The sequence below is a fragment of the Streptomyces sp. NPDC030814 genome (genome assembly GCF_055572155.1).
Genome location: NZ_JBVIDX010000015.1, coordinates 157,136 through 178,893, shown reverse-complemented (window position 1 = coordinate 178,893; position 21,758 = coordinate 157,136). Strand labels below are relative to the sequence as shown.

Genomic DNA, 21,758 nt, shown 5'->3' with positions numbered 1-21,758 from the left:
CCGGTCGTGCGACCGGGCCCAGCCCTTCGGCGTTCTCCGCTGTCTCGCGGGACACGCTTCTGTCTCCCGGGCCCTCGCACGGAGTGTCGCGTTGTGAACGCTTCTGTCCGATCCATCAAGATATGCGCGAAATCATCATTTCGTGTGCGTCCGGCGGAGAGGTTCCCAGTATGAGCAGTTCACCGACGGCGCCCCCCGGTTGCGACGTCGAGTTCGACGTCGTGCGCCGTGGCTACCGCCCCGATCAGGTCGAGGCCCGTACGGCTGCCCTCTCGCAGGACCGTGACGCGGCATGGGAGCGGGCCGCCCGCCTGACCGTGCTCGCCAAGGACATGGGCGCGGAGCTCGCCCGGCTGCGGGAGACCGTGGCCGGACTGCCCCAGCAGACGTACGAGGCGCTCGGCGAGCGGGCCCGGCAGCTGCTCGCACTCTGCGTCGACGAGGCGACGGCGGTGCGGGAGGCCGGGCGCGCCGACGCCCGGGGGCTCGTCGAGGAGGCGGAGGAGGCCGCGCGGCGCGTGCGGGAGGACGCGCGGGCGTACGCCGAACACCTGCGTGGCGAGGCGGAGGAGCGGGCCCGGCAGCGGGTGATCGCGGCCCGGGCGGAGGCCGACGACCTGCGGATCGCCGCGCGTTTGTCCGTGAAGGAGGGGCGCGCCGAGGCGCTCGCCGCGTTGCGGGAGGTGCGGGAGCGCACCGAGGGGATGCTCTCCGAGATCGACGGTGAGTTCGCCGAGCGGGTGGCCGACGCCGAGCGGGAGGTCGCCGAGCGTGAGACCGCCTTCGAGGCCCGTCACGCGGAACGGGTCACCCTGGCGGAGGCCGCCGTCGCCGAGGCGGAGCGGGCCCTCGTCGAGGCGGGACGGGACGCGGCACAGACACAGGCGGAGGCGGAGGCCCGTGCCGCCGAGGTGATCGCGGAGGCACGGGTCCGGGAGGAGCGTGTCGCCCGGGACACCGAGCGGCTGCTGCGTGAGCACGCCGAGCGCGCGGAGGGGTTGAAGGTGCAGATGGACCATGTCCGGGACAGCCTCTCGGCGCTCACGGACTGAGGTCCTTCAGCTGCCCGGGTGTGCGGGCCGCCGGGTCGACCGCGGAGAGCGATCGGATCTCAGCTTCCGGCCCCTCTCCTCACCGCTCCCGCGAGGATCCAGCCCTCCACCGCCTCGTACTGCTCGCGCTGCTCCTGCGCCTTGCCGCGGCCGGACCATACGGTGCCCAGCCAGCCGAACGCGAAGCCCAGCGGGATGGAGACCAGGCCGGTCGTGGTGAAGGGGAACCAGTTGAAGTCGGCGCGCGGGAACGCGGAGAACGGGGAGCCGGACACGAGGTTGGTGCCGGTCATGAGGATCACCACGGCGAGCGCGCCGCCGACGAGTGTGCACATCAGGCCCGTACGGGTGTAGCGGCGCCAGAAGAGGCCGTAGACCAGGGCGGGGGCGATCGCGGAGGCGCCCAGGCAGAACGAGAGGGTGACCAGCGGCTGGAGGTTGCGGTTCTGGACCAGCGTGGCGAGGACGATCGCGGTGCCGCCGACCGCGCCTGCCGAGAGCCGGGCGATGGTCATCTCACGGCGGGGCGTGAGGGGTACGGCCGAGAGGGCGGCGAAGACGTCGTGGGCGAGGGAGTTGGCGCAGGCCAGGATCATGCCCGCCACCGACGCCAGGAGCGTCAGGAACACCGCTGTCGCGACCGTGGTGAACAGCAGTGTCTCCGCTGTGGAGACCTCCGTGCCGAACGCCGCCATCGAGCCGAGCAGATAGGCCGTGTTGCCCTGCGGGTCGGCCGTGGCGATCACCTCGCGGCCGATCAGGGCCGTCGCGCCGAAGCCGATCACCGAGATGATCAGTACGAACAGCGCGACCGACGGCACCGCCCACGACAGGGAGCGGCGGACCTGACGGGCGCTGCGCGCGGTGTACATGCGCATGGTGACGTGGGGCAGGCAGGCGCCGCCGAGGACGACGGTCAACTGGGCGCTGATCATGTCGAGTTCCGGGTAGGGGCCGCCGGAGAACTGGAGCCCGGAGTGGAGGTAGCCGGTGCCGATGCCGCTCTTGTCGGCCGCTGCGCCCAGCAGCAGGCCGGGGTCCCAGTCGAACCTGTTGAGGATCAGGACGGCGATGATCCCGCCGGAGCCGAGCAGCATCACGATCTTGACGATCTGGATGAGGGCGGTGCCCTTCATTCCGCCGATCGCCGCGTAGCCGATCATCAGCGCGCCGACGATCACCACGACACCGGTCTTCAGGCTGTCGTTGGAGAAGCCGAGAATGAACGCCAGCAGGTCGCCGGTGCCGGCCAGTTGCACCAGCATCATGGGCATCAGCGCGGCGATCGTCACGGCACACGCGGTGATGCGTACGGTCCGGCCGGGCATCCGCCGGGCCAGCGCGTCCCCCATCGTGAACCGGCCCGCGTTGCGCAGGGGTTCGGCCAGCAGGAACATCAGCAGCATCAGAGACAGGGCCGTGCTGAGCGCGAGGACGACACCGTCGTAGCCGAAGAGCGCGATCACGCCGCCGGTGCCGAGGACCGTCGCGGCGGAGATGTAGTCGCCCGCGATCGCCAGGCCGTTGCGCATGGGGGAGAGCGAGCTGTAGCCGGTGTAGAACTCGTCGAGGTCGTCCCGGTCCGGGCCCGTCATCACACACAGCAGCAGCGTCACGGTGGCGACGGCGGTGAAGCCGACGAGGGACATGGCCTGCGCCGATCCGCTGAACTCGGTGAGGACGCCGGCTGCGGTGGTGAGGGAAGGGGCCGTGGCGTCGGCGGAGGAGACGGCGGGGGAGACGACGGAGGAGACGGCGGTGGTGATCATCGGGCGGGCCCCCACGGGAAGTTCTGGTTCATGCCCCGTCCGGGGTTGCGGTCCGTGCTCCGGCGGGTGCGGTCCGCCTCACGCTTGGCGTCCCGGCGCGCCTCGACCTCCGCAAGCCGGCGTATCCGGTCCGCGAGCGGGTCCACGCGGCGGCGCGCGGTGCGTTCGTACAGCCAGATCGCCAGGCAGGTCACCGGCAACTGGAGCAGCCCGAGCAGCAGCCCGGTCGTCAGTCCGCCGGTGACCGTGCTCGTCATGAGCGACGGGGCGAACGCCGAGAGGATCAGGAACAGCACGAAGTAGCCCAGCGCGGTCAGTGTCGCCACCCGCCGCTGCCGCCGGTACGCGCTGCGCAGCACGCGCAGTCCGCTGTCGTGCTGGAGGCGGGAGTCGTCGGGCTCTTCCCGGTGCGGCGGCGGGAACGGGGGCTCGTGGCCGGACGGGCGCCGGGTCGTGTAGGTGGGCGAGGACTGGGATGTGTACGGGGGTGAGGGCTGAGGTGTGTGCGCAGGCTGGTGTGGTGGGTGGTATGTGGTTCGGCGTGGGGGTGACGAGAACGCGTCGGTCATCCCTTGTCTCCTTGCGCGGCTATGGTCCGGTGCCTGCGGACCGCAGGGAGCGGGGGGCGGGCGTGAACGCTACCCGCGGGTTCGGTGACGCGCGAGGGTTTCGGCAAACTGAGCGGTCGGTATGCGCTTTCTTCTCAGAACCCGGGCTGACCTGGGGTGTTACCCGGATTAACTCAGGCTTTATCGGGGCCGGACGTCGGGTCGCTTCGGCCGCGCCACGCCGCCGTGCCTCGTGCCGCGACGCGCCCGGCTCAGTCCTTCAGCACCGGGAACCTGCGCGGCGCCACCACCAGCAGCACCAGCAGCGCCACCGTCGCCGCACACGCCGCGCCCAAGTACACCGCGTGGACCGCCTCCGCCACCGCACGGCGGACCGGCTCCGCCGTCGTGCCCGCGTCCAGGGCGTGGGTCACCGCGTCGAGGTCGCCCGCGCCGCCCAGGCGGGCGGCCAGGACGCCGTTGGCCACGGCACCGAAGACGGCCGCGCCCAACGTCTGGCCCGTCTGGCGGCAGAAGAGGATCGAGGCCGTCGCCGTGCCGCGCTCCTCCCATTCCACCGTCGACTGGACGCCCACGATCAGCGGGAGTTGGAACAGGCCCAGCGCGGCGCCCAGCAGGAGCATCAGCAGGATCGGTTGCCAGGCCTCGCCCGGGTAGGGGAGGAACGGGAACGCGAACAGCAGCAGCGCCGCCGCCGCGATGCCCAGGATCGCCGTGTCGCGGAAGCCGACACGGCGGTAGACATGCTGGCTCAGCGCCGCCGACACCGGCCAGCTCAGCGTCCAGACCGACACCACGAAGCCCGCGGCCACCGGGGCCAGGCCCAGAACCGACTGGGCGTAGGTCGCCAGGAACACCGTCGGCGCCACCATCAGCAGGCCCAGCGCGGCCAGCGCCAGGTTCACGGCCGCGATCGTGCGGCGACGCCACACCCAGCCGGGGATGATCGGTTCCGCGGCGCGGCGTTCGATGAGGACCAGCGCCACGACGAGGATGACCCCCGTGCCCAGCAGGGTCAGTGAGGGCCAGGACAGCCAGGCCCAGGCCACTTCGCCCTGCACCAGCGCCGTCAGCAGGGCACCCCCGCAGGCGAAGATCGTCAGGGCGCCGGCCCAGTCCACCCGGGGCCGTGCGGCCCGCTCCCGGGCCGGCTCGTGCAGATACCGGACCAGGAGCCAGAGGGCCGCCGCGCCCAGCGGGAGGTTGATCAGGAAGATCCAGCGCCAGTCCGCGTAGGCGGCGAGGACCCCGCCCACTCCGGGGCCGGCCACCGCCGACACCGCCCACACCGTGGACAGCTTGGACTGGATCCTGGGGCGCTCCTGAAGGGGGTAGAGGTCGGCCGCCAGCGTCTGCACCGTGCCCTGCAGCGCCCCGCCGCCCAGGCCCTGGACGATACGGAAGGCGATCAACGCGCCCATGTTCCAGGCCAGCGCGCACAGCAGCGAGCCCAGCAGGAACAGGGCCGCGCCCGCGATCAGCACCGGCTTGCGGCCGAAGGTGTCGGAGAGCTTGCCGTAGAGGGGGAGGGTGCCGGTGACGGCGAGCAGATAGCCCGAGAACAGCCAGGAGAACACGGAGAAGCCGCCGAGGTCGGCGACGATCTGCGGGACGGCGGTCGAGACGATCGTCGAGTCCAGGGCGGCCAGGCCCATGGACAGCATGAGCGCGGCGGTGACCGCTCCCCGCCTGGCGGATCCGGTGTGCTGTGCCGTGTCGCGTAGCGCGGGTCGTGTCTCGCCCACCGGATCCCTTCCCCCTGCATCTATCTGCCGGGGACCACCATGCCACTTGTCCCTCACGCCACGGCAGGGTGCAACCTGACTGCACCGGAAGGCGGAGCCGAACCCTGAGGCCGGCTCCACCCCTCGGTGGAGATCCCTTAGGGGTATCTCCGTACAACGGCCAGGGGCGGGTTCGTACCGCCGGAGGAAGAGACGAGGCCGTTGCCGTCCTTAACCTGGCTTTACGCCGCTGGGGGGCGGTGCACCGGACCCACGGGGGTGGGGTTTTCCCCAGCAGAAGACTGCGCCGGGCACCAGCGCGCTGGGCACCCCCGGGCGACCAGACTCAAGGCACCACCTCGTACGACCAGGCGCCTCACGTTGGACGGGGCCCGGCACCACGCGTCGTAGGGCCCGGCATCTCACGTCGTACCGCCGCTCATCCACTGAGCAACAGAACCACCTGTTGACCGACTTAGGAGACATACCGTGACATCGGCTGTGACCATCACCAGGCACGGGGGCACTGGAGGGCGTACGGCCGTTGCCGCGCGGGCGCGGCAGGTCGTGAAGGCGTACGGGTCCGGCGAGACCCGTGTCGTCGCCCTCGACCATGTGGATGTGGACATCGCACGGGGCCGGTTCACCGCGATCATGGGGCCCTCGGGGTCCGGCAAGTCCACCCTCATGCACTGCCTCGCCGGTCTCGACACCGTGACGAGCGGTCGGATCCACCTCGACGAGACCGAGATCACCGGGCTGAAGGACAAGAAGCTCACGCAGTTGCGCCGGGACCGGATCGGGTTCATCTTCCAGGCGTTCAACCTGCTGCCCACGCTCAACGCCCTGGAGAACATCACGCTCCCCATGGACATCGCGGGGCGCAAGCCCGACAAGGAGTGGCTCGGCCGGGTCGTGGAGACCGTCGGGCTCGCCCAGCGGCTGAAGCACCGGCCGACCCAGCTCTCCGGCGGCCAGCAGCAGCGCGTCGCCGTGGCCCGGGCCCTGGCCGCGCGTCCGGAGATCATCTTCGGGGACGAGCCGACCGGCAACCTCGACTCGCGGGCCGGCGCCGAGGTGCTGGGCTTCCTGCGGCGCTCCGTCGACGAACTGGGCCAGACCATCGTGATGGTCACCCATGACCCGGTGGCCGCGTCCTACGCCGACCGCGTGCTGTACCTGGCCGACGGACGCATCGTCGACGAGATGCACCAGCCGACGGCCGACCAGGTCCTGGACCGCATGAAGGACTTCGACGCCCGGGGGCGCACGTCATGAGCGTGATGAGGACATCGATGCGCAACTTCTTCGCGCACAAGGGACGGATGGCGCTGTCGGCCATCGCGGTCATGCTGTCGGTGGCGTTCGTGACGGGCACCCTCGTCTTCACTGACACCATGGGCACCACCTTCGACAAGCTGTTCGCGGCCACCTCCTCCGACGTCACGGTCTCCGTGGCCGGCGGTGAGCCCGACGAGGTCTCGCGGACCGGCAGACCCGACTCCCTGCCCGCCTCCCTGGTGAAGGAGGTGGCCGCCGTCGAGGGCGTCAAATCGGCCGAGGGCGCCGTCTCCTCGATGGACGTGACCGTCGTCGACCGCGACAACGAGAACATGGGGTCCTCCACCGGCGCCCCCACCATCGCGGGCAACTGGACCAAGAACGACCTCCGTTCCATGGAGATCACCGCCGGGCACGCCCCGCGCGGCGCGACCCAGGTGATGGTCGACGCCGACACCGCCGACAAGCACGGCCTGAAGCTCGGTGACGAACTGCGCACCATCACCGTCAGCGGTGACATCACCGCCCGGATCGTCGGCATCGCCTCGTTCAAGGTGACCAACCCCGGCGCCGCCGTCGTCTTCTTCGACACCGCCACCGCGCAGCGCGGACTCCTCGGCGCCACCGGCCGGTACACCCAGGTCAACGTGGCCGCCGAGGCGGGCGTCAGCGACACCCGGCTGAAGCGGAACGTCAGCTCGGCCCTGGCGACGCTGAAGGCGCAGGGGGAGCAGGGCGCGAAGGGCGCGCGGGAGACGGCGTACAAGGTTCGTACGCAGCAGGAGACCGCGGACGCCAACCGCAGCGACGTCGACGAGTTCATGAACGTCATCAAGTACGGGATGCTCGGCTTCGCCGGGATCGCGTTCCTCGTCGGTGTCTTCCTGATCATCAACACGTTCTCGATGCTGGTCGCCCAGCGCACCCGCGAGATCGGCCTGATGAGGGCCGTCGGATCCTCCCGCGGACAGGTCAACCGGTCGGTCCTCGTCGAGGCGACCCTGCTCGGTGTCTTCGGCTCGGTGGTGGGCGTCGGCGCGGGCGTCGGCCTCGCGGTCGGGCTGATGAAGCTCATGTCGGCCGCCGGCATGGAACTGTCCACCCGTGACCTGACGGTGCAGTGGACGACCCCCGCCATCGGCCTGCTGCTGGGCATCGTGGTGACGGTCCTCGCGTCCTATCTGCCCGCCCGCCGCGCGGGCAAGGTCTCCCCGATGGCCGCGCTGCGCGACGCGGGCACCCCGGCGGACGGCAACGCCGGACTCGTACGCGGTCTGGTGGGCCTGGTCCTGACCGGCGCGGGCGCCTTCGCGCTGTACCTGGCCGCCACCGCGGACCAGGCGAAGGAGGGCTCGCTGATCCTGGGCGCGGGCATCGTCCTCAGCCTCATCGGCTTCGTCGTGATCGGCCCGCTCCTCGCGGGCGGTGTCGTGCGGGTGCTCAGCGCCGTGCTGCTGCGGGCCTTCGGCCCGGTCGGCCGGATGGCCGAGCGCAACGCGCTGCGCAACCCGCGCCGTACGGGCGCCACCGGCGCGGCCCTGATGATCGGACTGGCCCTGGTCGCCTGCCTCTCCGTGGTCGGCTCCTCCATGGTGACCTCCGCCACCGCCGAGCTGGACAAGTCGGTCGGCGCCGACTTCATCGTCACCGCGGGCAACGGCGGCAAGCCCCTCAACCCCGCCACGGTCAAGGCGGTCGAAGGGGTCAAGGGCCTCGGCCACGTCACCCGTATGAAGGAGACACCGGCCGAGGTGACCGCGCCCGACGGCACCTCCGAGTCGGGACAACTGCTCGCCGCCGAACCCACCTACGCCGATGACCTGCGCCGCGAGACGGTCTCCGGTGACCTCGCGGCCGCTTACGGCGACAACGCGATGTCCGTCGGCTCCGAGTTCGCCGAGAAGGCGGGCGTGAAGGTCGGCGACACCCTGACCGTGGCCTTCGACGGGGGCCGCACCGCGAAGCTGAGGCTCGCGGCCATCACCTCCGACGACACGGGCCTCGACCAGGGCGCGATGTACACCAACCTGACCACCGTCGAGCGGTACGTGCCGGCCGAGCGGCTGCCGCTGGACACGGCCCTGCTCGCCAAGGCGGACGAGGGCAGCAAGGACCAGGCGTACGCCGCGCTGAAGACGGCCGTCGCCAAGGACCCCACGGTCCAGGTCATGGACCAGACCGACTACAAGCAGGCGCTGAAGGACCAGGTCGGCCAGCTGCTCAACATGGTGTACGGCCTGCTGGCCCTGGCCATCGTCGTCGCGATCCTCGGCGTCGTGAACACCCTGGCCCTGTCGGTGGTCGAACGCACCCGGGAGATCGGTCTCCTGCGGGCCATCGGCCTCTCCCGCCGTCAGCTGCGCCGCATGATCCGCCTGGAGTCCGTGGTGATCGCCCTGTTCGGCGCGCTGCTGGGCCTGGGCCTGGGGATGGGCTGGGGCGCCACCGCCCAGCGGCTCCTCGCCCTGGAGGGTCTGAAGGTCCTGGACATCCCGTGGCCGACCATCATCGGGGTGTTCATCGGCTCGGCGTTCGTGGGACTGTTCGCCGCCCTCGTCCCCGCGTTCAGGGCGGGACGGATGAACGTGCTCAACGCGATCGCGACGGACTGACGCCGGAGGAAGGAGAAGCCAGGGGGAGGGGGCGGCCGCTCGGACCAGCCGCTCGGACCGGTACGGGGGGCCGGTCCGGGGGCGGTACGGGGGGCCGCTTGGAACGGGGGACGGCGGGGCGTGGGGAATGAATGATCCCCACGCCCCGCCGATGTGGTGAGGCCGAGTCCTCCGGCCGTCGGGCCGGGCTGCGTCAGCCGGCGGCGCGGACGGCCTGGTAGTACTTCTTCGCCGTCTTCAGGCACGCGGCCTTGGCCTTCTCACGGCCGGCCGGTGTCAGCGGGTCGGCCCAGAACCTCTGTCCGCAGGCGCGGTTCATGTCACCCAGAAACGCCTTGTCGATCCGGAGTTTGTGGGACCGCTTGAATGCGGCCTGGCCCGCGATCGTCTTGTAGTTGCGGTATCCGAAGTCGTGCCGGTAGCAGGCGAACGAGAAGTCGTACCCGCCCCAGATCTTCTCCGGCGACGAATTGCAGTAGTTGGTGCTCCAGTTGAACTTGTACTTCGTGATCGCCGGCTTGTGCTGCCGGTGCTGGCCGAGCGCGGTGAACCAGTTGGTCTGGGAGCCGGACGAGTTCCCGGTCAGGGTGCTCAGCTTCGAGAGCTTCTGCGCCTTGGTGACGCCGACGACCGCCTGCGTGGACGCCCCACCGTCCGACGCGGCGGGACCGGCGAGGGCGGGTGCGGCGCCGGTCAGCAGAAGAACTGCCGAGAGAGTGGCGCCGGGAATTGCTCTGCTCAACACGGTCATGGTTTTCCCCGTTTCTGGTGGACTGCTGCTCGGGAAGCGATCGCCACGGTGTCATGTCAGGGGAAGGGCGCCAATTGTCCCTTGGGGCAGTGCGCGGAATTGAACGAGGCGTTCCGTATTCCCGTGGATTGGGATGTGGCGCGGGGATCAGACGCGGCGCAGCAGTACATATCCCTGGATGAGGCCCTGGAGTTCGTAGTGGTCCCGGGGATGCAGCTGACGGGCGTACCGGGGAACGTCCTTGACCCACCGCGAGGAGTTGTTGAAGACGATGTAGTCCGGGGCGAGGCCCTTGGTCCGGCCGATCCAGAAGACGCGGCAGCGTGACGTCAGACGGCTGATCGGGCCGACGTTGGACTCGACGGTGGCGCCGTCCGGGATCGTGGACAGCAGCTTCTCCACGGCCGTCACGCGCTCAGGCACCCGGTAGGCGTCGGCGTCGGTGAGCGCCGACAGCGGCAGCGAGGTCGTCAGGGCCAGCGCCGCCGAGGCGACCCCGGCGGGCAGATGGAACGCGTACGAGCGCAGCCACGGCCGGGGGCTGCGGTGCGCGGCGGGCAGCGCGTCGACGAGGGCGAGGAGGACGACCGGCATCAGCACGGCGCTGTAGTGCCAGGACGTGCCCCAGTAGTGGTCGTCGAACGACAGGAAGCGCCAGCCCAGGGTGGGCAGGGCGGCGATGAGGAGCGGCGACCGCAGGGCGAGCAGCCCGGTGGTGGGGACCAGCAGCCACAGCAGGGTGCGGACCTTGGTGTCGAGGCCGTCGAAGGGGCCGGCGTCACCGACCTTCGTCCAGTAGTCGTACCCGCCGGAGACGTTGAACGCCGGGATGATCATCGTGAAGGTGACCAGCGACGCGACCGCCCCGAACGACGCGACGGCGACGGCGCAGGCGACGTCGTTCGGTGAACCGTGCCGCCGGGCCCGTAGCGCGACGACCACCGCGAGGGCCGCCGCCGTCACCCCGAGATCCTCCTTGACCAGCACCAACGGCAGCGCCCACAGCAGCGCCGCCCGCCACCGGTGGGCGAGCAGCGCCTCCAGGGAGAAACCGATCAGCGGTACGGCGAAGCAGATCTCGTGGAAGTCGAAGTCCACCGCCCGCTGGAGCCCCCACGACAGCCCGTACGCCACGCCGATCGCGAGCCCCTTCGGCAGCCCCAGGCACCGGGCCGCGGCCCGCGTCACCGGCACCGCGGAGAGGGCGAACAGCGCGGCCTGCGCCACGAGCAGCGTCACGGGCGAGGGAAAGACCCGGTAGAACGGCGCGAGCAGCGCGATGACGGGGCTGAAGTGATCGCCGAGCACATGGGCTCCCGGCCCCTTCAGATCGACGACCGGCGCCTCCAGATGCGCGTAGGCCCGTATCGCCTGTTCGAATATCCCCAGGTCCCACGACCGTGTCCCCAGGTACCGGTACCGGCAGACGGACTCCGTCGCGTACACCGCGAACAGCACCAGGGCCAGCAGGTGGGGGGCGCGCCGCGCGAGGAACGAGCGACGGTCACGAGGCCGCAGCGGCGGCGCCATGACCGGCTCCGGTATGACGGGCGGTGCGGAGGACACCGGTGGTGACACGGTCGGGGGCATCGGGGCTCACGTTCATGGCGGGGCTGGTGCGCCGGGCGCCCAACAGGGTAGGCGGACGCCCTCGCACAAGGGGGTGCGGGGCCACGACGAGGCGGTGCGGGGCCACGACGAGGCGGTGCGGGGCCACGACGAGGCGGTGCGGGGCCACGACGAGGCGGTGCGCCAGAAGCCGGGGCGCAGGAAGCCGGGCACCAGAAGCCGGGCACCAGAAGGGGCGCGGGGACTGCGCGAGCGACCACGACGGTCCGCAGTCGAGCGGGCGCGGGAGGCCCCACTGTCTCGTGTGCGGATCCGGGGGCGCAGCCCCCGGGTCGGGGCGCTCCGCGGTCCTGGCACCGCGGGACGGCGCTCTGGGCGCGCGTCCGGGGCCGAAGGGGCGGAGCCCCCGGGGAAGGGGACGGGTCATGGCGGCGGTGGGGCGGCCCCGTGACCGGCCCGCCCCCGGTTGTCCACAGCCCCCGCACCACCCCCACCACCCGTCGTACCCTGGACACCCCCGGCCCCTCCCACGAGGTCGGGCGTTCGTGTTGCCCCCGCTGTACCCCAGCCGCAGCCTGACCCCCGGACGGGAAACGCCCTTCATGAGCCTCCACGGTCTGCTCGACGCCGTAGTCAAGGACGCCCCCCTCGCGGAAGCGATCAGGGCGGCAACCGACGGCCACCGCACCCACGTCGACCTGGTCGGCCCCCCGGCGGCCCGGCCCTTCGCCGTCGCGGCCCTCGCGAGAGACGCCGGCCGCCCCGTCCTGGCCGTGACGGCCACCGGCCGGGAGGCCGAGGACCTCACGGCGGCGCTGCGCTCCCTCCTCCCGCCGGAGGGCGTCGTGGAGTACCCGGCCTGGGAGACCCTCCCCCACGAGCGCCTCAGCCCGCGCAGCGACACCGTCGGCCGTCGCCTCGCCGTCCTGCGCCGGCTGACCCACCCGAGCCCCGACGACCCGGAGACCGGCCCGGTCCAGGTGGTCGTCGCCCCCGTGCGTTCCGTCCTGCAGCCGCAGGTCAAGGGCCTCGGCGACCTGGAGCCCGTCTCCCTGCGCACCGGCGAGAGCGCCGACCTGAACCGCACGGTCGAGGCGCTCGCGGCGGCCGCGTACTCCCGGGTCGAGCTGGTCGAGAAGCGCGGCGAGTTCGCCGTGCGCGGCGGCATCCTGGACGTCTTCCCGCCGACCGAGGAGCACCCCCTCCGGGTGGAGTTCTGGGGCGACGACATCGAGGAGATCCGGTACTTCAAGGTCGCCGACCAGCGCTCCCTGGAAGTCGCCGAGCACGGGCTGTGGGCCCCGCCCTGCCGCGAGCTCCTCCTCACGGACGAGGTGCGCGAGCGCGCCCGCGTCCTCGCCGAACGCCACCCCGAGCTGGGCGAACTCCTCGGCAAGATCGCCGAGGGCATCGCCGTCGAGGGCATGGAATCCCTCGCTCCGGTCCTCGTCGACGACATGGAGCTGCTGATCGACGTCCTGCCGAAGGGCGCGATGGCGGTCGTGTGCGACCCGGAGCGGGTGCGCACGCGGGCCGCGGACCTGGTGGCCACCTCGCATGAGTTCCTCCAGGCGTCGTGGGCGGCCACGGCCGGCGGCGGCGAGGCCCCCATCGACGTCGGCGCGGCCTCCCTGTGGTCCATCGCGGACATCCGGGACCGGGCCCGTGAGCTGGACATGATGTGGTGGTCGGTGTCCCCGTTCGCCGCCGACGAGACGTGGACATCGGCCGCTGACGCGGCGGGCGACGCCGACACCCTCAAGCTCGGCATGCACGCCCCCGAGACCTACCGCGGCGACACCGCGAAGGCGCTCGCCGACACCAAGGGCTGGCTCGCCGACGGCTGGCGCACGGTCTTCGTGACCGAGGGCCACGGCCCCGCCGCCCGCACGGTCGAGGTCCTCGGCGGCGAGGGCATCGCGGCCCGCCTGGAGGCTGACCTCGGGAAGATCGCCCCGTCGGTGGTGCATGTGGCGTGCGGCTCGATCGACTACGGCTTCATCGCCCCGTCCCTGAAGCTCGCGGTCCTCACCGAGACCGACCTTTCGGGGCAGAAGGCGGCCGGCAAGGACGGCGCCCGCATGCCCGCCCGCCGCCGCAAGACCATCGACCCGCTCACCCTCGAAGCGGGCGACTACATCGTCCACGAGCAGCACGGCGTCGGCCGCTACATCGAGATGGTCCAGCGGACCGTGCAGGGCGCGACCCGCGAGTACCTGGTCGTCGAGTACGCCCCCGCCAAGCGCGGCCAGCCCGGCGACCGTCTCTACATCCCCACCGACCAGCTGGAACAGATCACCAAGTACGTCGGCGGCGAGGCACCCACACTGCACCGCCTGGGCGGCGCCGACTGGACGAAGACCAAGGCGCGCGCGAAGAAGGCGGTCAAGGAGATCGCCGCCGACCTGATCAAGCTGTACAGCGCCCGCATGGCCGCCCCCGGCCACTCCTTCGGCCCGGACACCCCCTGGCAGCGGGAGCTGGAGGACGCCTTCCCGTACGCGGAGACCCCCGACCAGCTGACCACGATCGCCGAGGTCAAGGAGGACATGGAGAAGACGGTCCCGATGGACCGCCTGATCTGCGGCGACGTGGGCTACGGCAAGACGGAGATCGCGGTCCGCGCAGCCTTCAAGGCCGTCCAGGACGGCAAGCAGGTGGCGGTGCTCGTCCCCACGACGCTCCTGGTGCAGCAGCATTTCGGCACGTTCAGCGAGCGGTACTCGCAGTTCCCGGTCAGCGTCCGGGCCCTGTCCCGCTTCCAGACGGACACCGAGGCCAAGGCCACTCTGGAGGGTCTGCGCGAGGGCTCGGTCGACATCGTCATCGGCACCCACCGGCTGTTCTCCTCCGAGACCAAGTTCAAGGACCTCGGCCTCGTCATCGTCGACGAGGAGCAGCGCTTCGGCGTCGAGCACAAGGAGCAGCTGAAGAAGCTCCGCGCCAACGTCGACGTCCTGACGATGTCCGCGACGCCGATCCCGCGAACCCTGGAGATGGCGGTGACCGGCATCCGGGAGATGTCGACGATCACCACGCCCCCGGAGGAACGCCACCCGGTCCTGACCTTCGTCGGCCCCTATGAGGAGAAGCAGATCGGCGCGGCCATCCGCCGTGAACTCCTGCGCGAGGGCCAGGTCTTCTACATCCACAACCGGGTGGAGTCGATCGACCGCGCCGCCGCCCGGCTGCGCGACATCGTCCCCGAGGCGCGCATCGCGACCGCCCACGGCCAGATGTCGGAACAGGCCCTGGAACAGGTGGTCGTCGACTTCTGGGAGAAGAAGTTCGACGTGCTCGTCTCCACGACGATCGTGGAGTCCGGCATCGACATCTCCAACGCCAACACCCTGATCGTGGAGCGTGGCGACACCTTCGGCCTGTCCCAGCTCCACCAGCTGCGCGGCCGTGTCGGCCGAGGCCGGGAGCGGGGCTACGCGTACTTCCTGTACCCGCCGGAGAAGCCGCTGACGGAGACCGCCCACGAGCGCCTCGCGACGATCGCCCAGCACACCGAGATGGGCGCGGGCATGTACGTGGCGATGAAGGACCTGGAGATCCGCGGCGCCGGCAACCTCCTCGGCGGTGAGCAGTCCGGCCATATCGCGGGCGTCGGCTTCGACCTGTACGTCCGCATGGTCGGCGAGGCGGTCGCGGACTACCGGCGCCAGCTGGAGACAGGGGAGCCCTCGGCGGGAGGATGGGAGGAGCCGCCGCTCGAGGTCAAGATCGAACTGCCGGTCGACGCGCATGTCCCGCACGACTATGCGCCCGGCGAGCGGCTCCGCCTCCAGGCGTACCGGGCCATCGCCTCCGTCAACACCGAGGCCGACATCACCGCGGTGCGCGAGGAACTCGTCGACCGCTACGGCAAGCTGCCGGAGCCGGTGGAGAACCTGCTGCTGGTGGCCGGGCTGCGGATGCTCGCCCGGGCCTGCGGCGTCGGCGAGATCGTGCTGCAGGGCAACAACATCCGCTTCGCCCCGGTCGAGCTGCGCGAGTCCCAGGAGCTGCGCCTCAAGCGCCTCTACCCCGGCACGGTCATCAAGCCGGCCGTCCACCAGGTGCTGGTCCCCCGCCCGAAGACGGCGAAGGTCGGCGGCAAGCCGCTGCTCGGGCGGGAGTTGCTGGGGTGGACGGGGGAGTTCCTGGCTTCGATTCTGGGGTCGTAGCTGTTTTTCGATGACGGCGGTGGTCACCGTCCTGTGGACGGGAACAGCAGCTCCGTCGCCGTGCGGAAGACGTCTTCCGGGTCCCGGTCGCCGACCACCGCGTCGAGGTTGTGGCTGAGGAGCAACGTCGCGAAGCCGTGGGAGAGGGACCAGGCGGCGATGCCGGCCAGCCGGGGGTCCGCCCCGCCGAACTCGGGGCGGGCGGTACTGACCGCGATGCGCAGCCGCTCGCCCGACAGGGCGCGGGCGGTGGTCAGTTCGAGGTCGTCCTCGCGGAGCAGCTCCGGGCGGAACATCACCTGGAAGTGGGCCGGGTGCTCATGGGCGAAGCGGACGTAGCGGACGCCCGCGTCCCGCAGGTCGTCGGCCTCGGTGAGCGTGGTGGCCAGGAGCGCGTGGCCCTCCGCCGCGATCGCCGTGAGCAGCCCCGTGCGGTCCTTGAAGTGGTGCGCCGGCGCCGCGTGCGAGACGCCCGCGCGGCGGGCCAGGTCCCGCAGGCTGAGCGCGGAGGGCCCGTCGGCGGCTATGACGTCGAGCGCGGCGCGGAGGATCGCGCGCCGTAGATCGCCGTGGTGGTAGGGACGGTCGGGCCCATCTGGACGGTTGGGCCTGTCAGGGCGGTCGGCGTCGTCCGGGGAGTTGCTGCGGGGCATGGGGTCAGCGTACGCCCAATCTTGTCGTTGACAAGTTTGCGGGCGGTCGGGCAATCTTGTCAGTGACAAGTTCTGACTCGGTCGTCGTGGCCGGGGGAGCGGCAAGGGGGATGCGTCATGTCCGAGAACGTCAGCGTCAGCGTGAGTGGTGTGGGTGCGGAAGTGGGCCGGGGCGACGGCGTCGCGCTGGGCGAGGTCCGCCGGATGTGGCACCTGCTGGAGCCGCTGCACGCCGTCTTCTACTACGCGCCGGAGGCCTTCGAGGAGGCCGCCGCGCTGGGATACGACGTGACGGAGCGCTGGCCGAGCTACTTCGCCTACCGGGCGGCCCCGTTGGGCGCGGCCAGGAGCGAGCGGGTGGCCTCCGCCTTCTACAGCTTCAGCCCGCGCATGGTCGCCGAACACATCGAACCGGCCTGGCGGACCGCGAGCCCGGAGGCCGTGCTTGCGGCCCGGGACCGGGCGGTCGACCGGGTGTACCGCGGGCTGTTCGCGGAGCGAGCGCACAGTCCCGAACTCGCGGAGGCTGCCGCCCTGGCCCGCCGCGCTGCCGAGTCCCTGAGTACCGCGGGCCGCCCGCTGGCCGCCGCCAACGCCGAACTGCCCTGGCCCGAGCCCGCGCACCTCCAGCTGTGGCGGGCGGCGACGATCCTGCGCGAGCACCGGGGGGACGGCCACCTCGCGGCCCTGTTGATCGCGGACCTCGACCCCGCCGAATCCCTCGTCTCCTTCGCGGCCATAGGCGCGGCCTCGGTGGCACGCTTCGAGAGCCGGGGCTGGACCCCGGCCGAGTGGTCGGCTGCCCGCGACTGCCTGGCAGCACGCGGACTGGTCGACGCCGACGGTACGGCCACGGAAGCCGGCCGGAGCCTGCGCCGCGAGGTCGAGCGGCACACCGACCGACTGGCCGCCGAGCCCTGGCAGTTGCTCGGCCCGGCCGACACCGCGCGACTCGCCGACCTGCTGGGCGAGTTCTGGGTCGCCGCGATCGGCTCGGGTCTGCTGCCGTCGGAGACGACGCTGGGGATAGGCAAGGTGTGAGCCCGGAGCCGGTGCCTGCAGATCCGCCCCTTACCCACGGGGGCTACGGTGTCGGCCGGAGTGGGCAGGGAACACAGGCAGGGCAACCGGACCGAAGCAACCAGCAAGGACAGTGAGGAGGGTCGCGTGGTGCGTCTGAGGGGTGGGGTGGCCGTCGCAGCCCTGGTACTGGTCGCCGTCGTCAGCGGCTGCGAACCGGGCACGAAGGGTTCCGCGGAGCCGGCGGACAACCCGGGCGGGGGAGGCCCCGCCCTGGCCGCGGCGGAGTCCCTGACCGTCAAGGGCCGTGCGCCGAAGACCGGTTACGACCGGGAGGAGTTCGGCAGCCCCTGGGCCGACACCGACTCCAATGACTGCGACACCCGGGACGACATACTCCAACGCGACCTGGAGGACGTGAAGTTCCGCGACGGGGACTGCCGGGTGGCCTCCGGTGTGCTCGACCCGGACCCGTACACCGGAGAGGACGTGTCGTTCGTACGGGGCCGCAGCCAGATCGACATAGACCACATCGTGGCCCTGTCCGACGCCTGGCAGAAGGGCGCCCAGAAGTGGGACGACAGCAAGCGCATAGCCCTGGCCAACGACCCGCTCAACCTTCTCGCGGTCGACGCGGGCACCAACCGGGGCAAGGGCGACGGCGACGCGGCCACCTGGCTTCCGCCCAACAAGGCCTACCGGTGCACGTATGTGGCCGCGCAGGTCGCCGTGAAGAAGAAGTACGAGCTGTGGGTCACCTCGGCCGAACAGACCGCGATGAAGCGGGTGCTGAGTACCTGCCCCGACCAGAAGCTCCCCGGCGGCGGCAACCCGACCAAGGCCCCGGCCCGCTTCCACGCGGACTGAGGCCTGAGGGTCGCTGTACCGAGCGCCGGAGAAGACCGTGGCGTGCACCGTGGCGTGCGGGGCGCCGGGCGCCTCGGACGCCGTGGGGCTCACGCGCGCGGCGGGGGCTCGTGCGGTGTGCCTGCCTCCCGCGCCCCGGGGCTCGTGCGGGTCGTGCCCGGTGCGAGCCCCGGGGCGTCAGATCAGCTCCACTCCTTGTCCAGGTCGATGACCTTGCCCTTGGGGGCGTCGGCCGGGACCGGCTTGTTGTAGTCGGTGAAGCTCACGTCGCCCGGCTCCTTGGCGGACTTGCTCACGACCCGCAGGAGGTACGGCTTGCCCTTGGTGGCGACGGACAGGGTGTAACGGTCCTTGCCGTCCTTCTCGTGGAGGAGGATCGCGGGGGTGCCGTCGACCGTGGTGGTCTTGCCGCGCTCGGCGTCGGAGTTGGTGTCCTCGAAGTCGGCGAGCACGGTGTCCAGGTCGCAGAAGCTGGCCATCTCCTTGGAGTCCTCGGCGGTCGCGGACGTCTTGGTCCACTTGCCGGCCAGCATGTCCACGATCATGTCGGTCTCCTCCTTGGAGGAACCGCCCGCCTGGGCGCGCAGGAACGCCTCGTCGTACTTCATGTAGATCGTGTCGCCCGTCTTGATCAGCTCGGCCTTGCCGTCCTTCATGCCGATCGTGCCGGCGCAGTCGCCCTTCTTGTTGAGGGCCATGTCGAGGTTGATCGTGCCGCCGGCGCTGTCGTCCTTGATCTCGCCCTTCATCCGGAGCGAGTCGGCGTCGGAGGTGGCCTTCACGGCCTTGTCGGCGATCTCGCCGCCGCTCAGGCCGGAGAACGGTTCGTTCGACTTGTCCTCGCCGGGCAGGCAGCCGGTGAGCGAGAAGGTGGCCGCGGCGGCGATGCAGAGAGCGGTGAGTGCGGTGCGACGCATGGGAGGTCCCCCCTGGGATCTGGTGAGTGAGCGGTGCCGCCGCCGTACGCGGGCACGGGTGTGCGTGCGGCGGCGGAAGTGAGCGGTGATCTCGGACCGGTGGGCGTGACGTCCGCCCGGTGAACGGAGGTGTCTGTCAGTAGGCGCGCGTGGCGAGTTGTTCGCCCGCCGAGTCGTAGACCGTGACGTGGCCCCGGTCGTCGTGCCGGAAGTCGGCGAAGGCGGCGGCGATCAGCCGGGCGGGGCGGGCACCGCCATCCGGTGGGCCGCCGGTGAAGTCCGTGAGGACGTCGGTCGAGCCGGTCCCGCCCGCGGGTGGCGCGGGTCTGTGTACATGGGTGACATGCGAGACGGCGGCTCTCTCGGCGGAGGTGCCGTGAGTGTTCACAAATGCTTTGAAGCGGTCGGCGGATCCGGTGCCGTATGAGGCGCTGTCACCGCTCCCGGCGTTCGCCGAGACCACACCGATTACGAGCAGACCGACCGCCGCATGCAGTGCGAGCTGGGTCTTCATGCCCATGGTCGTGCCTCCTCCCCTGGTGTTCGACCGCACGACGAGGTGTGACCACCCGAGGCGGGCGGCCCGTCGTTCGATGAGTCAATCACAGCAGAGCTTGTGAACCGAGTCAACACGGTTCACGATAACGAGTGCGTACACGGCGTGAAGAGGTAGATCTTGCGTACGTCGGTATGCTCAACGCCACACACCAGGTACGAGGGGAGCCGGGCGCGTGCAGGACAACGGGACAGAGGTCACCGCCGCGGAGATCGCGCGGCTCGCCGGCGTCGGCCGGGCCGCCGTCAGCAACTGGCGTCGTCGCCATGCCGACTTCCCCAGGCCGGTCGGCGGCACGGAGACCAGCCCGTCCTTCGCGCTGACCGACGTCGAGGAGTGGCTGCGCAAGCAGGGCAAGCTCGCCGAGGTCCCCCTGAAGGAGCGGGTCTGGCAGCAGGTCACCGGCCACCCGGACGGCCCCGTCACGGCCCTGGTGCACGCCGGCTGCGCCCTGCTGCACCTCCACGACCGGCCCCTGGTCTGGCTGGAGTTGAGCGCCACCCCTGACGACAAGGAACTGGCCGGCAGGCTGTCCGACCAGCTCGCGCAGATCCTCACCGCCCGTTTCGGCCCGGCCGGCGAGCCCGCCGCGCACCGCCCGACGGCCGCCGAGCTCCTGCCGTCGATCCCGCTGCTGCGCGGCGCCACCGAGCTCGCGGCGGATCTGGGCGCGCGGCAGACCTTCGAGTTCCTGCTGGCCCGCCACCTCGACGCCAACCCCCGCCAGTACACGCTCACTCCGGGCGAGCTGGCCGAGCTGATGGCCGAACTCGCCGGGCCCGCCCGCTCCGTGTTCGACCCGGCGTGCGGCACCGGTGCCCTGCTGCGCGCCGTCGCCCCCCGCCCCGGCCAGGAGCTGCACGGCCAGGACAGCGCACCCGACCTGGCCGCCCTCACCGCGCTCCGGCTCGCCCTGCGCAGCGAGAGCGCCATCCGGACCGCCGCCGGGGACAGCCTCCGCGCGGACGCCCACGAGCAGCTCAGGGCCGAGGCGGTGCTGTGCCACCCGCCGTTCAACGAGCGCAACTGGGGCCACGACGAACTCGCCTACGACCCGCGCTGGGAGTACGGCTTCCCGGCCCGCACGGAGTCCGAACTCGCCTGGGTGCAGCACGCGCTGGCCCGGCTGGAGGACGGCGGCACCGCCGTCCTGCTGATGCCGCCGGCCGTCGCGAGCCGCCGCTCGGGGCGCCGTATCCGCGCCGACCTGCTGCGCCGCGGTGCCCTGCGCGCCGTGATCGCCCTGCCGGTCGGTGCGGCACCCCCGTACAACATCCCGCTGCACCTGTGGGTGCTGCGCCGGCCGGGCAGGACGGCGGCGGCGCCGGAGCTGCTGCTCGTGGACACCGGGCGGCTCGGTGCCGAGGGGCGGGGCGGGGTCGACTGGGCGGCCGTGCGCACCGCCGTGCTGGACGCGTGGAAACCGTTCGACCGCGCGGGAGAGGTCGAGGAGCGCCCCGGACTGAGCCGTTCGATGCCGGTCATCGAACTCCTCGACGACGACGTGGACCTGGCCCCCGCCCGGCATCTGCCGCCACCGGCCGCGGGCTCAGGCGCCGCGGAACTCACCGCCGTACGCGAACGCCTCGGCGAGACCCTGCGGCTGACCGCCGACCTCACGCCCCCGCTCCCCGACGAGACGCAGCCCCCGCGCTGGCCGCTCACCACCGTCGGGGAACTCGCGCGCGGCGGGGCACTGTTGCTGCGCACCGGCGGGAACGGTCCCCACGCGCGCGTGCTCACCGACCACGACGTCCTGTCGGGCACAAAACCTTCCGGGTCCCTGCCCGAGACGGGGGAGGAGCCGGTGCTGGTGGAGCGGGGCGACATCGTCGTCCCCGTCCTCGGCGGCGGCGGGATCGCCCGCGTGATCGACGAGGAGACCGCCGGGGCCGCCCTCGGCCGCAACCTGACGCTCCTGCGCCCCGATCCGGCGGCGCTCGACGCGTGGTTCGTCGCCGGGTTCCTGCGTGGCACCGCCAACAGCCGCCAGGCCAGCAGCTACGCCTCCACCGCCAGCCGTCTCGACGTACGCCGCCTCCAACTGCCCCGGCTGCCCCTGGACCAGCAGCGCCGCTACGGTGAGCGGTTCAGGGCCCTTGCCGCCTTCGAGGACGCGCTCCGCGAGGCGGGCCGCCTGGGCACACGCCTCGTGCGCGGCATGTACGACGGACTGACGGACGGAACGGTCACCCCGGACTGAAACGGCGAACTGCCCTTACGATCAGGTGGGTCCGTCGAACGAT

Annotated in this window: 15 protein-coding genes; 7 read left to right on the top strand and 8 right to left on the bottom strand. The window is 71.5% G+C overall.

The window, feature by feature from the left end; genetic code table 11:
• Positions 1–170 precede the first annotated feature (170 nt).
• Positions 171–1,052, top strand: a complete 882-nt coding sequence (locus ACZ43N_RS28330; protein ID WP_468101458.1) for a cellulose-binding protein — start codon at positions 171–173, stop codon at positions 1,050–1,052.
• 59 nt (positions 1,053–1,111) lie between these two features.
• Here ACZ43N_RS28330 and ACZ43N_RS28325 read toward each other — a convergent pair whose 3' ends face one another.
• The 3 genes from ACZ43N_RS28325 to ACZ43N_RS28315 form a co-directional block, all read right to left on the bottom strand.
• Positions 1,112–2,701, bottom strand: a complete 1,590-nt coding sequence (locus tag ACZ43N_RS28325) for a sodium/solute symporter (protein ID WP_468101513.1) — start codon at positions 2,699–2,701, stop codon at positions 1,112–1,114.
• A gap of 116 nt (positions 2,702–2,817) precedes the next feature.
• A complete protein-coding gene (locus tag ACZ43N_RS28320; protein ID WP_468101457.1) occupies positions 2,818–3,390 on the bottom strand; it encodes a DUF485 domain-containing protein in 573 nt (190 codons plus the stop codon).
• Between the two features lie 251 nt (positions 3,391–3,641).
• Positions 3,642–5,135 carry an MFS transporter gene (locus ACZ43N_RS28315; RefSeq protein WP_468101455.1) on the bottom strand — a complete coding sequence of 498 codons (1,494 nt, stop codon included), beginning with the start codon at positions 5,133–5,135 and terminating at the stop codon, positions 3,642–3,644.
• A 468-nt stretch (positions 5,136–5,603) separates the two neighbouring features.
• Between ACZ43N_RS28315 and ACZ43N_RS28310 the strand changes: the two genes are divergently transcribed.
• Together ACZ43N_RS28310 and ACZ43N_RS28305 are read left to right on the top strand one after the other, a co-directional pair.
• Positions 5,604–6,392, top strand: coding sequence for an ABC transporter ATP-binding protein (locus ACZ43N_RS28310; protein ID WP_468101453.1), 789 nt, complete (start codon positions 5,604–5,606; stop codon positions 6,390–6,392).
• Entirely contained in the window at positions 6,389–9,007 is a 2,619-nt protein-coding gene (locus ACZ43N_RS28305; protein WP_468101451.1) for an ABC transporter permease, read from the top strand. Before ACZ43N_RS28310 ends, ACZ43N_RS28305 begins: the two co-directional genes overlap by 4 nt.
• Before the next feature lie 193 nt (positions 9,008–9,200).
• On the opposite strand, the gene ACZ43N_RS28300 is transcribed toward ACZ43N_RS28305, so the two are convergent.
• Both ACZ43N_RS28300 and ACZ43N_RS28295 read right to left on the bottom strand, forming a co-directional pair.
• The gene (locus ACZ43N_RS28300) at positions 9,201–9,749 is read right to left on the bottom strand and encodes a phospholipase A2 (protein ID WP_468101449.1); all 549 of its coding nucleotides are present in this window, start codon (positions 9,747–9,749) and stop codon (positions 9,201–9,203) included.
• Positions 9,750–9,905: 156 nt separating this feature from the next.
• The gene (locus tag ACZ43N_RS28295) at positions 9,906–11,348 is read right to left on the bottom strand and encodes a DUF2079 domain-containing protein (RefSeq protein ID WP_468101447.1); all 1,443 of its coding nucleotides are present in this window, start codon (positions 11,346–11,348) and stop codon (positions 9,906–9,908) included.
• A 581-nt stretch (positions 11,349–11,929) separates the two neighbouring features.
• Here ACZ43N_RS28295 and mfd point away from each other — a divergent pair.
• The gene (mfd, locus tag ACZ43N_RS28290; RefSeq protein ID WP_468101445.1) at positions 11,930–15,499 is read left to right on the top strand and encodes a transcription-repair coupling factor; all 3,570 of its coding nucleotides are present in this window, start codon (positions 11,930–11,932) and stop codon (positions 15,497–15,499) included.
• Positions 15,500–15,522: 23 nt separating this feature from the next.
• On the opposite strand, the gene ACZ43N_RS28285 is transcribed toward mfd, so the two are convergent.
• Positions 15,523–16,152 carry a TetR/AcrR family transcriptional regulator gene (locus ACZ43N_RS28285; protein WP_468101443.1) on the bottom strand — a complete coding sequence of 210 codons (630 nt, stop codon included), beginning with the start codon at positions 16,150–16,152 and terminating at the stop codon, positions 15,523–15,525.
• A gap of 204 nt (positions 16,153–16,356) precedes the next feature.
• On the opposite strand from ACZ43N_RS28285, the gene ACZ43N_RS28280 reads away from it, so the two are divergent.
• Positions 16,357–17,193: an SCO6745 family protein gene (locus ACZ43N_RS28280; protein ID WP_468101511.1), complete on the top strand. Its 837-nt coding sequence runs from the start codon at positions 16,357–16,359 to the stop codon at positions 17,191–17,193.
• A gap of 126 nt (positions 17,194–17,319) precedes the next feature.
• The gene (locus tag ACZ43N_RS28275) at positions 17,320–18,039 is read left to right on the top strand and encodes an HNH endonuclease family protein (protein ID WP_468101442.1); all 720 of its coding nucleotides are present in this window, start codon (positions 17,320–17,322) and stop codon (positions 18,037–18,039) included.
• A gap of 182 nt (positions 18,040–18,221) precedes the next feature.
• Here the strand turns inward: ACZ43N_RS28275 and ACZ43N_RS28270 are convergent, their stop codons facing one another.
• Together ACZ43N_RS28270 and ACZ43N_RS28265 are read right to left on the bottom strand one after the other, a co-directional pair.
• On the bottom strand, positions 18,222–18,956 hold the full coding sequence (locus tag ACZ43N_RS28270) for a hypothetical protein (protein ID WP_468101440.1): 735 nt from the start codon (positions 18,954–18,956) through the stop codon (positions 18,222–18,224).
• Positions 18,957–19,092: 136 nt separating this feature from the next.
• Complete coding sequence (locus ACZ43N_RS28265; RefSeq protein WP_468101437.1) at positions 19,093–19,476, bottom strand: hypothetical protein; 384 nt, start codon at positions 19,474–19,476, stop codon at positions 19,093–19,095.
• A 211-nt stretch (positions 19,477–19,687) separates the two neighbouring features.
• Here ACZ43N_RS28265 and ACZ43N_RS28260 point away from each other — a divergent pair, with 211 nt between their 5' ends.
• A complete protein-coding gene (locus ACZ43N_RS28260; protein WP_468101435.1) occupies positions 19,688–21,715 on the top strand; it encodes an N-6 DNA methylase in 2,028 nt (675 codons plus the stop codon).
• The last annotated feature ends 43 nt before the right edge of the window (positions 21,716–21,758 follow it).